This window comes from Fructilactobacillus sp. X7R4C1, from assembly GCF_059901115.1.
On sequence record NZ_JBWXVD010000002.1, the window covers coordinates 19,740 to 34,501 of the forward strand.

Annotated in this window: 15 protein-coding genes and 2 tRNA genes; 13 read left to right on the top strand and 4 right to left on the bottom strand. The window is 35.9% G+C overall.

The window, feature by feature from the left end; all coding sequences use genetic code 11:
* Positions 1-69: 69 nt before the first annotated feature.
* Positions 70-1,473, top strand: a complete 1,404-nt coding sequence (pepV, locus tag AC6UC9_RS02110; protein WP_500696766.1) for a dipeptidase PepV — start codon at positions 70-72, stop codon at positions 1,471-1,473.
* A gap of 37 nt (positions 1,474-1,510) precedes the next feature.
* On the opposite strand, the gene AC6UC9_RS02115 is transcribed toward pepV, so the two are convergent.
* Positions 1,511-2,143, bottom strand: coding sequence for a deoxynucleoside kinase (locus AC6UC9_RS02115; RefSeq protein WP_500701011.1), 633 nt, complete (start codon positions 2,141-2,143; stop codon positions 1,511-1,513).
* A gap of 169 nt (positions 2,144-2,312) precedes the next feature.
* Here AC6UC9_RS02115 and AC6UC9_RS02120 point away from each other — a divergent pair, with 169 nt between their 5' ends.
* Genes AC6UC9_RS02120 through AC6UC9_RS02130 form a run of 3 tightly spaced genes read left to right on the top strand, consistent with a single transcriptional unit; the run spans position 2,313 to position 4,132 of the window.
* Positions 2,313-2,987: a CPBP family glutamic-type intramembrane protease gene (locus AC6UC9_RS02120; protein WP_500693630.1), complete on the top strand. Its 675-nt coding sequence runs from the start codon at positions 2,313-2,315 to the stop codon at positions 2,985-2,987.
* A 14-nt stretch (positions 2,988-3,001) separates the two neighbouring features.
* Positions 3,002-3,628 (top strand): hypothetical protein, encoded by a 627-nt coding sequence (locus AC6UC9_RS02125; protein WP_500701012.1) that lies wholly within the window; start codon positions 3,002-3,004, stop codon positions 3,626-3,628.
* A gap of 3 nt (positions 3,629-3,631) precedes the next feature.
* Positions 3,632-4,132 carry a phosphatidylglycerophosphatase A family protein gene (locus AC6UC9_RS02130; RefSeq protein ID WP_500693632.1) on the top strand — a complete coding sequence of 167 codons (501 nt, stop codon included), beginning with the start codon at positions 3,632-3,634 and terminating at the stop codon, positions 4,130-4,132.
* Positions 4,133-4,164: 32 nt separating this feature from the next.
* On the opposite strand, the gene AC6UC9_RS02135 is transcribed toward AC6UC9_RS02130, so the two are convergent.
* The gene (locus AC6UC9_RS02135; protein ID WP_500693633.1) at positions 4,165-4,392 is read right to left on the bottom strand and encodes an SH3 domain-containing protein; all 228 of its coding nucleotides are present in this window, start codon (positions 4,390-4,392) and stop codon (positions 4,165-4,167) included.
* 588 nt (positions 4,393-4,980) lie between these two features.
* On the opposite strand from AC6UC9_RS02135, the gene AC6UC9_RS02140 reads away from it, so the two are divergent.
* From AC6UC9_RS02140 to AC6UC9_RS02150, 3 genes are all read left to right on the top strand, one after another.
* Entirely contained in the window at positions 4,981-5,217 is a 237-nt protein-coding gene (locus tag AC6UC9_RS02140) for a hypothetical protein (RefSeq protein ID WP_500693634.1), read from the top strand.
* A 297-nt stretch (positions 5,218-5,514) separates the two neighbouring features.
* The gene (locus tag AC6UC9_RS02145) at positions 5,515-6,786 is read left to right on the top strand and encodes a BspA family leucine-rich repeat surface protein (protein ID WP_500701013.1); all 1,272 of its coding nucleotides are present in this window, start codon (positions 5,515-5,517) and stop codon (positions 6,784-6,786) included.
* A 104-nt stretch (positions 6,787-6,890) separates the two neighbouring features.
* On the top strand, positions 6,891-7,736 hold the full coding sequence (locus tag AC6UC9_RS02150) for a glycosyltransferase family 8 protein (protein ID WP_500701014.1): 846 nt from the start codon (positions 6,891-6,893) through the stop codon (positions 7,734-7,736).
* Positions 7,737-7,847: 111 nt separating this feature from the next.
* Here the strand turns inward: AC6UC9_RS02150 and AC6UC9_RS02155 are convergent.
* A tRNA-Leu gene (locus tag AC6UC9_RS02155) sits at positions 7,848-7,931 on the bottom strand.
* Between the two features lie 131 nt (positions 7,932-8,062).
* Between AC6UC9_RS02155 and AC6UC9_RS02160 the strand changes: the two genes are divergently transcribed.
* The 4 genes from AC6UC9_RS02160 (at position 8,063) to AC6UC9_RS02175 (ending at position 12,255) form a co-directional block, all read left to right on the top strand.
* Complete coding sequence (locus tag AC6UC9_RS02160) at positions 8,063-8,521, top strand: MarR family winged helix-turn-helix transcriptional regulator (protein ID WP_500693637.1); 459 nt, start codon at positions 8,063-8,065, stop codon at positions 8,519-8,521.
* A gap of 210 nt (positions 8,522-8,731) precedes the next feature.
* Entirely contained in the window at positions 8,732-10,279 is a 1,548-nt protein-coding gene (locus AC6UC9_RS02165) for a UDP-N-acetylmuramoyl-L-alanyl-D-glutamate--2,6-diaminopimelate ligase (protein ID WP_500701015.1), read from the top strand.
* A complete protein-coding gene (locus AC6UC9_RS02170) occupies positions 10,269-11,525 on the top strand; it encodes a carboxylate--amine ligase (RefSeq protein WP_500701016.1) in 1,257 nt (418 codons plus the stop codon). Before AC6UC9_RS02165 ends, AC6UC9_RS02170 begins: the two co-directional genes overlap by 11 nt.
* Before the next feature lie 4 nt (positions 11,526-11,529).
* Positions 11,530-12,255: an aspartate/glutamate racemase family protein gene (locus tag AC6UC9_RS02175; protein ID WP_500701017.1), complete on the top strand. Its 726-nt coding sequence runs from the start codon at positions 11,530-11,532 to the stop codon at positions 12,253-12,255.
* Between the two features lie 22 nt (positions 12,256-12,277).
* Here the strand turns inward: AC6UC9_RS02175 and AC6UC9_RS02180 are convergent, their stop codons facing one another.
* Positions 12,278-12,643, bottom strand: coding sequence for a DUF1516 family protein (locus tag AC6UC9_RS02180; RefSeq protein WP_500701018.1), 366 nt, complete (start codon positions 12,641-12,643; stop codon positions 12,278-12,280).
* 61 nt (positions 12,644-12,704) lie between these two features.
* Between AC6UC9_RS02180 and AC6UC9_RS02185 the strand changes: the two genes are divergently transcribed.
* Positions 12,705-12,775 (top strand) — tRNA-Gly (locus AC6UC9_RS02185).
* A gap of 220 nt (positions 12,776-12,995) precedes the next feature.
* Entirely contained in the window at positions 12,996-14,687 is a 1,692-nt protein-coding gene (gene argS, locus AC6UC9_RS02190; protein ID WP_500693641.1) for an arginine--tRNA ligase, read from the top strand.
* Positions 14,688-14,762 lie beyond the last annotated feature (75 nt).

The window sequence follows — 14,762 nt, forward strand, 5'->3', positions numbered from 1 at the left end:
GTTGTCCAAATGAGTTGTTACTTTCTTGATTATGTTAGAATAAGGAATAACTAAGTAGGAGGGTATAACATGGCAATTGACTGGAAAGATAAAGCACAAAATTACAAAGATGATTACTTAAATGACTTAAAAAAATTGATTTCAATTGATAGTTCGAGGGACTTGGAGCACGCAACGGACGAATACCCATTGGGCCCAGGTCCAGCTCATGCATTACAACAGTTTCTCTCTTTTGGTGATCGTGATGGGTTTACCACCAAAAACATTGATAACGTAGTGGGATACATTGAGTATGGTTCAGGCGATGAAACCATGGCAATTTTGTCACATGCTGATGAGATGCCCGGTGGCGCAGGTTGGGATTCCAATCCATTCGAACTAAAGCTTGAGGGTGACAATGCAATTGGTCGAGGAGTTTCTGATGACAAAGGACCAGGACTTGCCGCCTATTATGGATTAAGAATGCTTAAAGATGCAGGGATTCAGCCGAAGGTCAAAATTCGCTTGATAATTGGAACGGACGAAGAGTGTGACTGGACTGGAATGAAACGCTATTTTGAGGTTGAACCAGATCCTTCATTTGGATTTTCGCCAGACGCCGAATTTCCCTTGATCAATGGGGAAAAGGGTAATGTGACGCTTGAAACGCATTTTGCTTCCAATAAAAGTGATGGTGAGAACACCCTGATGCATTTTAATGCCGGATTGCGTGAAAATATGGTACCACGTGATGCAGAAGCTGACGTTGTTGCTGCGGATGTCTCCAAAATGGCCGATGAATTTGAAAAATATTTAGATAGGGTTCCCGTAACTGGAAGCTATGAAATCGAAGGGAACAATATTAAAATCAGTGTAGTCGGGAAAGCAGCCCATGGAATGGAACCTAAGAACGGTATCAATGCTGGAACCTATTTAGCTGACTTTTTGGTTGATTATAGTTTTGATACTAGTGGTGCTAATATCCTGAACTTCATCGACGAAAAACTGCATGATGATTCTCGTGCTCATAAATTGGGGCTTAATTTTACTGATGATGTGATGGGAGAACTAACCATGAACGTCGGTCTAATGAATTTTGATCATGAAAATGGTGGGATGGTCAACACTAACTTTAGGTATCCCAAGGGGATTACGACTGATAAAATTTTAGCTAAAGTTCAAGATGCCGCTGATCGGTTTAACGGGTCAACCAAACAAATTTCGCAAATGGTGCCCCACTTTGTTGATGCAGACGATCCCATTGTAAAAACCTTAATGGGTGTTTATCGCGATCAAACTGATCAGGATGACGCTCAACCAGAAGTTGTTGGTGGTGGTACGTATGCGCGAATGATGAAACGTGGGGTTGCCTTTGGAGCACTTTTCCCAGGAACAGAGGACACGATGCACCAAGCTAACGAATACACACCTGTTAATGATTTGATTTTGGCAATGTCGATTTACGGTCAGTCAATTTATGAATTGTCTAAGTAGAGATAAAAAAACTTTGAACATCGTGTTCAAAGTTTTTTTATCGGATCGTTTTTAATTTTTTATCAATTTTTGCCAATACCTTAGAAACGTTTTGGGGATCTTCTAGATCGTACTTTTGAAGATTAATTTTCATCTTAGGACTGACGTTGTATTCGTCATACCATTTTTGGTAAGCTTTCCACATTTTGTAATAATATTCTTCCAGTCCTGGATCGTTGTCCCATTGTTCATAATCACGACCACGCTTTTGGATTCGGTATAAGATGGTGTCGAAATCGCTGTAGGCATAGACTAAAAGGTCGGGACTTGTTTTTGGAAGCTCTTTAAGTTCATCCATCATATTGTCAAGTAGTTTTAAATAAACTTCCAATTCAACGTCAGAAATATTTCCCTCAGCATTATTTTCTCTGGTGAAAAGCGCGTCTTCGTAAATAGATCGATCCAACACGTTGTTGTCTTGTTTTAACGCCTTTTTAATCATCGAAAAGCGTTTATTTAAAAAGTATATTTGGAGTAAGAAGCCATACTGTTTTGGATCTTTATAATAAAGTGGCAAAACAGGATTGTCTCCCACTGGCTCGTAGAAGGGCTCTGTTCCATAATGTGCGGCAATTTTTCCCGTTAAGGTTGTTTTACCGACACCAATCATTCCAGCTGTAATAATCACCATGCTTAGCTCCTCTTTTAGTTTAATAACGTCTTTTAGTATATCATTTCGAATCAGTTAGGTTAACGATAGATTTGAACACTAATTTTCCTTCTTTGTTTCAGACCTTATTATTATGGTATTCTATGTTAGTGGAAAAATTTGGAGATGAATTGGATTAATGAAGTGGGAAATGAGTTTAATTAAATTTTTGAAAAGAGCCGTTGTATTTATTGGACTAATTTTTTTGATTTTTGCGGTTCAAGTACCAGTTCAAATGATTGGAATTCACGATTATCATGGATTCAAGGCTTTTCTTTATGGATCCTCTTACATTGTTATTTTTCTTGTCGTAATTAGTTTAGCGCTATGGGCTTATCGAAGTGTGTACAGGCAACGAAGTCATCGGCTTACTGGTCACGATTTAAAGATTATTTTATTGTCAATCTTTAGCTTTTTTGTTATTGAGATTGTGCTTCAAGTTTTAAATAAATTGATTTTTAACCAACTGGGAACAAAGAATAATAATGCCATTTTAAGTCTTTTTCAAAGTAACATGACGGTGTTGGTCTTGATGAGCTTTTCGGCGATTTTTTTATCCCCAGTGTTAGAGGAATTGGTGTTTAGAGGATTTTTTATTAATGCCTTTTTTAATCAAAATGCGTTTTGGCTGCCAATTGTTTTTAGTGGGTTACTTTTTTCTTGTGGTCATATGAGTTCTAACGTGATTAGTTTCATGATTTATGCTATTTTGGGAATGATTTTAGCGTATGTATACAAGAAAACGGGGAAAATTGAAGTTTCGATTGGGGTCCACTTTTTAAATAACCTAATTGCAACCGGATTTATGCTAATGGCAGTCTTATAGTGGTGGAGTGAAAAATGGACGTAGTTGAATTTAATTATTTTAATCAATTAAAGAATCAATTAATGGTGGCTGATGAAGAGTTGGAGCAGCTTAAAAAGCAGTATTTACACTGGATCATGAATCTTGATCAACTCAAAAATGATTATGACGTGAACACAATTGATGAATTAGCTAGTGTTTTAAACGATGGGGATGACGATCAAAAGTCAGCGGATTTAAAAAATGCCCTACTCAATAATGATAAGGATTATTTGTTGAATGGGATGAAAGAGTTGAATAATACTGACTTTCAGAAGTGTAACGTAATTAATCAACGAATTCATAATTTAACTCAAAAATTACGTGAAGTTGAAATATTTTATAAGAATGTCGTTATTCCGATAGTTAACGAGATGAAGAAGAGTAAAATAATAAAGGTTATTGGCGTTTTAAGTTCTAGAAATAGTAGTGACGTGGTTTTGAACTTTAGATTTTTATCGAGTTTTGCCGAATTTCAAAGAGATTTTCATAAAGAGATGTACGTTGATGCAATTATAAAGGGTCATCTTAAGGATAAAAGTGTAATGACAATGATGATTACTCAAGATAATTATCCAAACGAATATGATATGACCCTGATGAAAGATATGGAGGAAGATTAACTAATGGTAGATCGAGGAGACTATAAATATCCTGACACTCAGGCGTATAATTTTGTGCTTAAGCGACTGAATGAACATGGAGTAACGATTAAAGATATTGCACAGATTGCAATTGATTTACAGAAAAAATATTCAAATGTTCCTGATTTAGACTATGTTTGTGGGATTGTTAATGATATTTTGCATAAAAGGGAAGTATTGAATAACGCAATGGTAGGGCTTGAACTGGATCGTTTAGCACAAGATGGCGAGTTAGAAGAGCCACTTGAAAGCATTGTCTCTCATGATTTAGGGGTGTTTGGCGTTGATGAAACGTTGGCACTTGGAATTGCTTCAATCTATGGGACGATTGGGGTTACTAATTATGGTGAAATTGACACTAATAAAAATGGAATTGTAAAAGAACTCGATACAAACGGTCAAATTGTCAATACTTTTATTGATGATATTGTTGGAGCTATTGCTGGCGCTACTGCCGCTAAAATTGCACATGATAATGCTTAAAAAAAGGTCCTCACTTTTGTGAGGACCTTTTTTTAGTTTGACTTCTTTACTGCTTTGATGCATTTTGAATTAAACCTGAATTCATCATGAATACTGGTTGATTCACCAACGTCATGTCTCACGACTTTTAACCAATCGTCTTGGTTATCACCTAAGCCAGTTGGGTTAACAAATGTAACTTCGACTAAATCGCCAACTTCATAAGGAAGATTTTTATCGTATTCAACTAAATTATAAGTTTCATAAGCTTTTGTTTTCATATTATTTCCTCCATTGGTTAATTATATCAAATTATGTTTTAATCGCTAAAATTATGCAGTAAATTTTTGTCAATAAAGCGACTGATTGGTTATATTATATAATAATAATTATTATATTATGAGACAAAAGTGAATTAATAATTAGGGTAAATACTGATGTCAAGGTATTATAATTATGTTTTGTGAAATTTAAGACTCTATTGTCGTTGTTTTTAATAAAGTTTATAATCTAAATTGTGAAGTAAGCAGTAAGAGATTCATAATGAAATATTGAATGTTGAGATTAAAAATAACTAGATAATTTTGTGAATGCTAATGTAGGAAATAGTGTTCACGTGGTGTTAGAAAGTGTGAGAAGCTTTTAACACCGTAATTAATACTGTCATAAATGATAAGTTGGTGGAAGATAAGTGTTATTGAGTACGTGAAAAATCATTTAATGATAGCCTATGTCTTGTTATAAGATTTGAAATTAAAACAACTATGCGAATTTATTCGTATTTCAATATGATGAATACTCTGAAATACCATTTAGGTCATGCTACTTCGTAGTATGACCTTTTTTGATGGGAAAGGAGGTGAGTCATAATGAAGGAGTTTAAACTAGTAGTTCCAAGTACAGATCGAAGCGTTCGGCTTAGTGGTAGAACTATTTACTATTACAGTATTGGAAATAAAAACAATTACTCCGTTGTTTTTCCATATGATGCCGAATATTTGAACTTACCGAACGGGAAAATGGTTTTTCGCTCGATTACAGACGATTATTTTGGCAAGGCCACAGATGGTAGTTCTTATCACGCTACTATTCGTCTAAACGACTAGTTATTGTAGAGCCAGAAGCTAATACTTCTGGTTCTTACATAGACTCCAATGATTTTTATTGGCATGGTGATAGTTTAATCAATGTTTTTATGGATAGATTATAACTATATAAATCCAATGATATAGATTTATAGAAACTAAAAGAGGGAATAATAACGCACATTATTATTCTCTTTTTACATAATTAATGTAATTATTATGGTATTTTTTTCACATGATAAAGCATAAATGTTGACATGACGGCATTTATGGCCTACTTTAGAAGTGTAAGGAAATATAAGAGAGTGAGATGATCTAATGAAAAAGGTAATTAAGGGAGCATTAATCGCAGGTGTGACCGTTGGTTTATTCTTTGGCTTGCAGATGAATAGTTCAGCAAATCACACTAAAAATACATATGCAGCAGCAACGGATACTAAGGAAATGACCTCACAAGCTAGACCTAGGATTTCTAAATTAAGATATGATAGTGGTACGTGGGGACAGGTCAACTGGAACTATAATGAGATCAATCGGACTTTAACGTTGAGCGGTAAAGATAAAACCTTGGGAACCTATGCATATTCACAACTTGGAGATTTACGTCAGGCTTTAAATGACGCGCAAGTTATTAATATCCAAGATAAGATGTATGCCCCATCAAATTCTGATTATCTTTTTTCTCAATCGGCAGATGATGATCCACTCCACCAGGGCAATCAGGGTTTAAAAAACCTGCAAACTATTAATGGTCTCGATAAATTGGATACATCAAAAGTATCTGGTATGGATTATATGTTTAATGGTGATACAGCACTAAAAAGTGTTGATGTCACTCACTTTGACACCTCAAATGTTAATCGTATGAGACTGATGTTTGGTGCCGATATTCTTCTTAAAGACATCGACGTCAGTCATTTTGACACTTCTAAAGTTATTGATATGAGTTCAATGTTTGTTTATGACTATGCTGTTAAAAACATTGCCGGTTTAACGAGTTTTAAAATTAATCCTAATAATCGTAGTTTGAGTAATATGTTTCAGGATGACCATCAGTTACAAAGCCTAGATTTAACTAGCTTCGATACTCAGGCAGCTTCTAAGGGTAAATATAATGGATTGTCCGCTTTCATGAAGGGTGATAATAATCTTCACCAAATTAAGTTAGGTGATAAGACAATCTTAAAGGCTCCTGATGCACCTGGTGCAGGTCCAATTATTCCAGAACCGGTAGTAGGTACCCAGTTTGTATTTGACGGAAAAGATTACACTGTTAAATCACCCAATTGGATGAACATTGATAATAACAATCAATTGCAGAATAATTTAAGTCTTGCAGATGGACAATCACATCCCGGTAATTGGATTTGGGCAACCAATTACAATGTCCCTTCGATTTCCATAACTGAACAAGTTAATTTTGTAAATAAAAAGGGGCAGTACGTGAATGCAACTTCAGTTACTGGTATCCCAGGTGAAAAGCAAACTTTAATTGCTCCAACTGGATATCGATTTGAGAATAATAACGCTACCATTACCATTGGAAGTAAAAATGCGACGGTAAACGTTGTTGTTGTTCGAAATAGATAGGTCATAAAGTGGTCCACTTTTATAAATATCGCTACGAAAATTAGTGATACTTATTTTTACAAGTGGCCAAATAGTTTCAAATATTTTTGAAGGGGATAATGTGTATGATTACAATTGCATCTACTACTGATAACAATATGGCGATACCGCTGGCAGTCAACTATTCGTCAATATTGAACCATAATAAGAATTCAAGCTTCACGTTTTACGTTGTTAATGATCGTTTGAGTTCCAACAGTGCTGATTTGTTAAAGGCCCTGGAAAAAGTCTACGACAACTGTAAGGCAATTAACTTTTTGCAGCCCAACACCGCTGCATATAAGGATGCTAATGTAAAATCTCCGGATAGTGCAATTAAGGAAAACACTTACTATCGAATTGAGATTCCTGAAGAAGTTCATGAACCTAAGATCCTTTATTTGGATGCTGACATGGTATGTGTGGGTGATATTTCAAATCTTTTTAATACCGATCTTGATGGCAATATTGTCGGTGCCGTTGAGGACTCTGGCTACGTTGATCGGTTAAAAAGGATGCATATTAGTGATGCGCCGGGTCAATATTTTAACGCTGGTCTATTGCTGATTGATACGAAAGCTTGGAATGATAATGATACTTCTGAAAAGGTTAGAAAGTTAGCAATTGATAAACCTGATATGCTGAAGTATCAAGACCAAGATGCTCTAAACGCCATTTTTAATGGACACTGGAAGAAACTTGACCCTAAGTATAATTTGCAAAGTCATTTAGTTAAGGGTGAGAGTGGATTAAATCCTATCCCAGAACGTCGAGCAGCTGAGGCAGACGCACTTAAGCATCCTGTGATTATTCATTACACTAATTTTGATAAGCCATGGATAGTTAAAAATAACCATCTTCATCCATTACGCAATTATTATTACCAAGCTAAGAACCAATTAATTTACGATCTAGGCGATTATATTAGATAAAAAGTAGTGAGAGAGTGGACAATTGTCCACTCTTTTTGTTTACATAATTTAATTACTATTAATGAAAAAAGACGATATCAATAAGCTTGATAACGTCTTGTTAGTAACGAATGCCAGAGATGAGATTCGAACTCATACTCAGTAAACTGAACAGCGACCTGAACGCTGCGCGTCTGCCAATTCCGCCACTCTGGCAATTACTACCCTTCAATCATACAATAAAAATGTCGTAAAATAAACACTCAATTTTGTGGTATCCTTGTATTTATTATTTAATTGTGTAAAATATAAGATAGTACAAGAGTTTTTAGAAAGAAGAGATTATAATGGTTGAACCACGTAAGATTGAAAGCCAATTGTGCTTTGGAATCTATAATACAAGTAAAAAGTTTAGTCGGTACTACCAAATCGTTTTATCTCCATTTAATTTAACTTATCCACAATACATTACCATGTTGGTGTTATGGGAACATGCCCCAATGACCGTTCGTGAGCTTGGATCCTACTTAGACTTAGATAGTGGGACTTTAACCCCGTTGTTGAAACGGCTTGAAAAGCAGGGATGGGTGACAAGAACACGTAGTCATAAAGATGAACGAGTTGTCATCGTTGACACTACAGAATACGCTAAGGAACGTCGTGATAAAGTATATGAACACGTTAATCAATGTTTTTCTGTTTTGGATATGAGCCAGGATGATATTGAAAAATGTTTGAAGATGGTGAATGCAGTTGGTGACCGATTGGATAATGTTAGTGAGCAAAAGTTAAAAGATGTTAAGTAGTAAAAAGACATTCTGTGTGAACTGGAATTAATTTAGTTTACGCAGAATGTTTTTTATTATATTAATTTATGTTTTCATTATTGGTTTTGAGTTAGTCATTATCTCTTTCTTTTGGTAGAATTGTCTAGGAGTAAATTAAAAACAAAATTAAAGTCCGAATGATTTATTTGGATTTCCATTACAAAAATTAGCGGAATGGAGCTGAATTTTTTGTCACTAAGTATTCAAGAAATTAAAAATATTCTTCGTGAACATGACTTATTAAAATCAGTTAATCAGACTAATGATAATGATTTTAACTACGTTAGTTATGATTCACGAGACATAAAACCGAAAACCTTATTCTTTGGGAAGGGAAACTTTAAACCTGAATTTGTTACGTTAGCAAAAAAGGCTGGAGCAACTGGAATCGTGTGTGAAGATCATTTATCTGAAAGTGACGGAATGAATGAGATTTTGGTTACTAATATTCAAAAAGCAATGTCCTTGATCTCTGCTGCATTTTTCAATTATCCACAAGACGATTTGTTCATCATTGCCTTTACGGGTACTAAGGGGAAAACGACTTCTTCATATTTCACTCGGGATGCAATTAGGAGGGCGAGTGGGAATAAAACCGCCTTATTTTCAACTATCAATACCGTGGTTGGTAATGAACCAAATCAAACATTTAAGTCACATCTAACTACTCCAGAATCACTAGATATTTTTAAGAATATGAGAGCCGCTGTCGATAATGGGATGAAATATCTCATTATGGAAGTTTCGTCTCAGGCATACTTAAAAAATCGGGTTTTTGGATTAAAGTATAACGTAGGTAATTTTTTAAATATTTCTCCCGATCACATTGGGGAAAACGAGCATCCGACTTTTGCAAACTATTTGCACTGTAAAGAACAACTCTTGGTTAATTCAAATAAGTGCATTTTGAATGCCGATTCAGACCACCTGATTGATATTTATTATGCTGCCAAAACCACAACTGATCCCCAAAATATTTATTTGTTTGGTAAAAAGGGGACGACTCCACAACTTGAAATCGACCTTGATTTCACGTACGAGCCAGTTTCAGATAGCTTGACTGATAACGATATTCAATTAAGTTCCATTTCTGATAAAGCTAAAAAGTTAGGCTTAGACGGAAATTATCGCATTGGTATTCCAGGTGATTACAATGAATCAAATGCAACCGCTTCGATCATATCGGCTGGACTTGCTGGCTTTAAACGTGGTGATATGTTAGATGGTTTGGCAGGAGCAAAAATTCCTGGAAGAATGGAAATCTTTAAGTCTAAAAACCATGGGAACGTTCATGTGGATTATGCCCATAATTATGCTAGTATGAATGCATTACTAGGATTTTTAAAACGACAAGACCCCAGTGGAAAAGTTATTGTAGTGGTTGGTAGCCCAGGCAATAAGGGAATCGACCGTCGAGAGGGATTTGGCAAAGCGTTGACTCAGAATGCCGATGTAGCGTTTTTAACTACTGACGACCCCGCTTATGAGGATCCCATGAAGATTGCAAAGGAAATTGATAGTCATATCGATCATGATAAGGTTGACGTTCATTTCGAAATGGACCGTGAAAAAGCCATTAAAAAGGCCATTAATTTTGGCAAACGTGGAGATATCATTGTAGTAGCGGGTAAAGGACGCGATCCTTATCAAAAGATTAATGGTGTTGATACACCTTATCCAACCGATTCGGTTATCGTGGAAGATTACTTGGAGGATTTAAATAGTAATGACAAATGAGAAAGTTCCAGACTTCACTCCAATCTTACTTGGAAGTGATTTTAATGTGTACGGGATGGCGCGTTCTTTCTACGAGTTGTATGGTAAGCGTGTCAAGGCTTATGCCCAGGAACGATTAGCCCCCACAAGATTTACCAAAATTGTGGATCTGACGTTTATTCCCGGCTTTAGTGAGGATCCCGTATGGTTTAAAGAGATGAAAAAGTTAAAAAAGAAGTATGCCAACCACAAAGAACCGGTCATTTTAATTGGGTGTGGGGATGGTTATGCTGAATTAATTTCTAAACATAAGAAAGATTTAGAAGATGTCTTTGTCTGTCCATACGTTGATTATTCGTTAATAAAACAACTTAATAGTAAAGAAAATTTTTATAAAATGTGTGATAAATATGGAATGCCATATCCCGGCACCAAGATTATTTCCAAAAGCAATTTTGAAGATAATGACTTTGATCAACCATTTGATTATCCAATTGCACTTAAACCAACCAATAGCGTGGAATGGTTGGATATCCGTTTTGAGGGAAGAAAGAAAGCTTTTACCATTAAAAGTGATGCCGAGTATCGTGACATTGTTTCAAAAATTTATAATAATGGTTATACTTCCGACTTGATCGTCCAAGATTTCATCCCAGGTGATGACAGCAACATGCGGGTCTTAAATGCTTATGTTGACAAGAATCATCATGTTAAGATGATGTGTTTAGGCCATCCACTTTTGGAAGATCCGGCACCGTCTGCAATTGGTAACTACGTCACGATTATTCCTGACTTTGATCAACGGATTTATGATCAGATTCAACAGTTTTTAGAGTCGATTGAATTTATTGGGTATGCTAATTTTGACATGAAGTATGATGTTAGAGACGATACGTACAAGTTGTTTGAAATCAATTTGAGACAGGGACGCAGCAGTTTCTTTGTCACCCTAAATGGATATAACCTTGCTCAATGGGTGGTTCGTGATTACGTTCAAGATGACCTAGCGGACCAAAAGACAGTGTATGCCAATCAAGATCCTAAGAAATATTATTTATGGTTAGGGGTGCCCAATCGTGTTTTTCGTAAGTATGCCAAAGATAATGAAGATAAAAAGAAGGCAGAAGAGCTGATCAAAAAAGGTCAGTGGGGAACGACTTTTTGGTATAAAAAAGATGAAAACTTCATGCGTTGGCTACTTATGAAATGGATGGACCATAATTACGCAAAAAACTTCAAAAAATATTTTCATATGAATAAGGAATAAGATAATGAAAAAGTTTTTCACAATTATTGGTGGGATGGGGACCCAAGCGACTGAGAGTTATGTTCATTTACTAAATCAACGGACCCCAGCTCACTGTGATCAAGATTATTTAAATTATATATTAGTTAATCATGCGACGGTTCCGGACCGGACGGATTATATTACTGACCCAAAAAATAATCCGAGCCCACTAGTTCCACTTGAAGAAGATATTAAACAACAGAGCAAACTGGGACCAGAATTTTTTGCGTTACCATGTAATACTGCCCATTATTTTTATGATCAGTTACAGAGTATGACGGATGTTCCAATTTTGCATATGCCTAGGTTAGCGGTAGCCGCAATTGCCAAGAAGTTTCCACACGCTAAAAGAGTGGGACTAATTGCCACTAAGGGAACTCTAAAGGACAAGGTATATGATAAAGAAATTACTAAAGCTGGATATGAAGTTGTGCACCCTACCGCTGAAATTGCGGACGAGACGATGGATTTAATTTATAAAGGTGTTAAGGAGCACGATTATGTCGATCCAAAATTATACCATCATATTTTAAATCAAATGGTTAATGAATTGGATAGCGATGTAGTGATTTTAGGTTGTACTGAGATTTCGGTAGCAGAAGAGCGAGCTGGTAATCATGACTACCCTGTGATTGATGCGCAAGCGGAGCTAGTTGATGAATCAATTCGGTTAGCTGAAAAAATGCAAAAAAATAAATCATCCAAGTGATTGGATGATTTTTTAGTAGTAATTATTGAATGAAAAACAAAAGCCCAATTGAGATTAAAATCGAAATCAGTGTCAATAAAATTACGTAGGGTTTTAAATTACCTTGGATTTTTCTCTGGTAACAAATATCAATGAAAGAAATCGCGACGATTGTCATTATAAAACTTAAAGAGACCAAATAGCGATGATCGCTAAAGTGATTCAGGGTAAAAACCACTTCACTAATCAACAAAAGAATGTAAAACGCGCGCGTATAGACGACACCCTTAATAATCTTTTTGTCTTGTTTCCGCGTGATTCCGATTGTTAGTGAGATTAATAAAAGAATCCATAGTAAAGTAATTATGTAGATTAACATGATGTTTAGCCTCCAATCAAATTTTATCATACGGCTCTGTAGAAGTCTTGATGACAAGGGGTATAATTCATGATATAATTATACACGTATTGCGGGTGTAGTTTAGTGGTAAAATTTAAGCTTCCCAAGCTTACGTCGCGGGTTCGATTCCCGTCACCCGCTTTGGGAAGCTACCAACGATGAGAGTGTAGTACTAATTATAATTTCAAAGCAAATCTAAGTTGATGTGAGTTAGATAAATTGTGATTGGGAAGGCGTCCTTTCTAGGTATACAAATTTAATAATGAGTGGGTATTTCCAAATAGAGTGGTACCGCGGGTGATCTCGTCTCTTGCATTGATTTAATTAATGTAAGAGGCTTTTTATTTATGAGGAGGATATTATGGATTACAGACAACAAGTTGCAGACGTAGTTGCTGATGCAACTAACAACCAAATTTCAACGAGTGATATTTACGGAAAAATTGAGAAACCGAAAACTTCAGATAACGGGGACTTAGCATTTCCAACTTTCATTCTAGCTAAGGAGTTACATAAAGCTCCTCAACAGATCGCAAAGGATATCGTCAATAATGTTGATGGAAGTCAGTTTGATAAAGTCGTTGCCGTTGGTCCTTACGTTAACTTCTTCTTGGATAAAGGAAAAGTTAGTAAGCAAGTCATGTCAGAGGTTTTGACGGATAAAGAGCACTATGGTGATAATTACGATGGCAAGGATCAGACCGTGACCATTGATATGTCTTCTCCAAATATTGCTAAGCCAATGTCAATGGGACACCTTCGTTCCACTGTGATTGGAAATTCAATTTCCGAAATTTTAAGAAAAAATGGATATAAAACAATTAAAGATAATCATTTAGGTGATTGGGGAACCCAATTTGGTAAGTTAATTACGGCTTACTTAAAGTGGGGAAATGAAGAGGACGTAAAGCGTCATCCAATTCATTACTTAGTTCAGTATTACGTCAAATTTCATAAGGAAGATCAGAAAAATCCTGAACTAGACGAAGAAGCACGCGAATGGTTTAAAAAACTCGAAGATGGTGATCCCGAAGCTACCAAACTATGGAAGTGGTTTAGGGATGTGTCGTTAGAGGCTTTTAATAATACCTATAAAAAACTGGGCGTTAAATTTGATACCTATAATGGTGAGTCATTTTACAATGACAAAATGGATGAAGTGGTTGACATTCTAAAAAAAGATGGATTGCTTCAGGAATCTCAAGGAGCTCAAGTGGTCGATTTAAGTAACGCTAACCTAAATCCAGCACTTATCTTAAAGAGCGATGGGGCTTCTCTTTACATTACTAGAGACATTGCAACGGCGTTATACCGTGAACGGACGTATCATCCAGTCATGAATCTCTACGTGGTAGGATCCGAACAAACTAATTATTTCCATCAACTAAAAGCTGTCTTAAAAAAGATGGGCATAAAGAATGCGGACGGTGTTCATCATATCCCGTTTGGCTTAATTACGGTTAATGGAAAAAAGCTTTCAACTAGACGTGGGAATATTATCTTATTAAACAAGGTTTTAGATGATTCAATTACCATGGCAAAACAACAAATTGCTGAGAAGAATCCTGATTTACCAAATAAAGATGAAGTGGCTACACAAGTTGGGGTTGGTGCAATTATCTTTGGTGATCTTAAGAGTGAGCGAATCAATAGCATTGATTTCGTACTTAAAGACCAATTAAAATTTGAAGGTGAGACTGGCCCATACGTTCAGTATGCCCATGCTCGTGCTGAGAGTATTTTGCGGAAGTCTGGTAAAAAAGAATTTGATGAATCAGCAAATGAATTGACTGATGCAGGTGCTTTTGAAGTCATTAAGTTACTTCAGGCCTTTCCAGAAGTTGTAAAACAAGCTCGAAATGAATTTGAGCCTTCCGATATTGCTAAATATTCGCTAAGACTAGCTAAGTCATTCAACAAATATTATGCTCATTCTAAGATTTTAGCGGACGATGATGAGCAAGACGCCCGTCTCGACCTTGTCAAAAGTGTTGCGATTGTATTAAAAGAGTCGTTAAGATTGTTGGGAATTAAAGCACCCGATCAAATGTAGAATAAAGTGGATGTCAATTGACATCCACTTTATCTTTTAAAATCCATTAATGTCCATGTGTTACAATAGCATTTA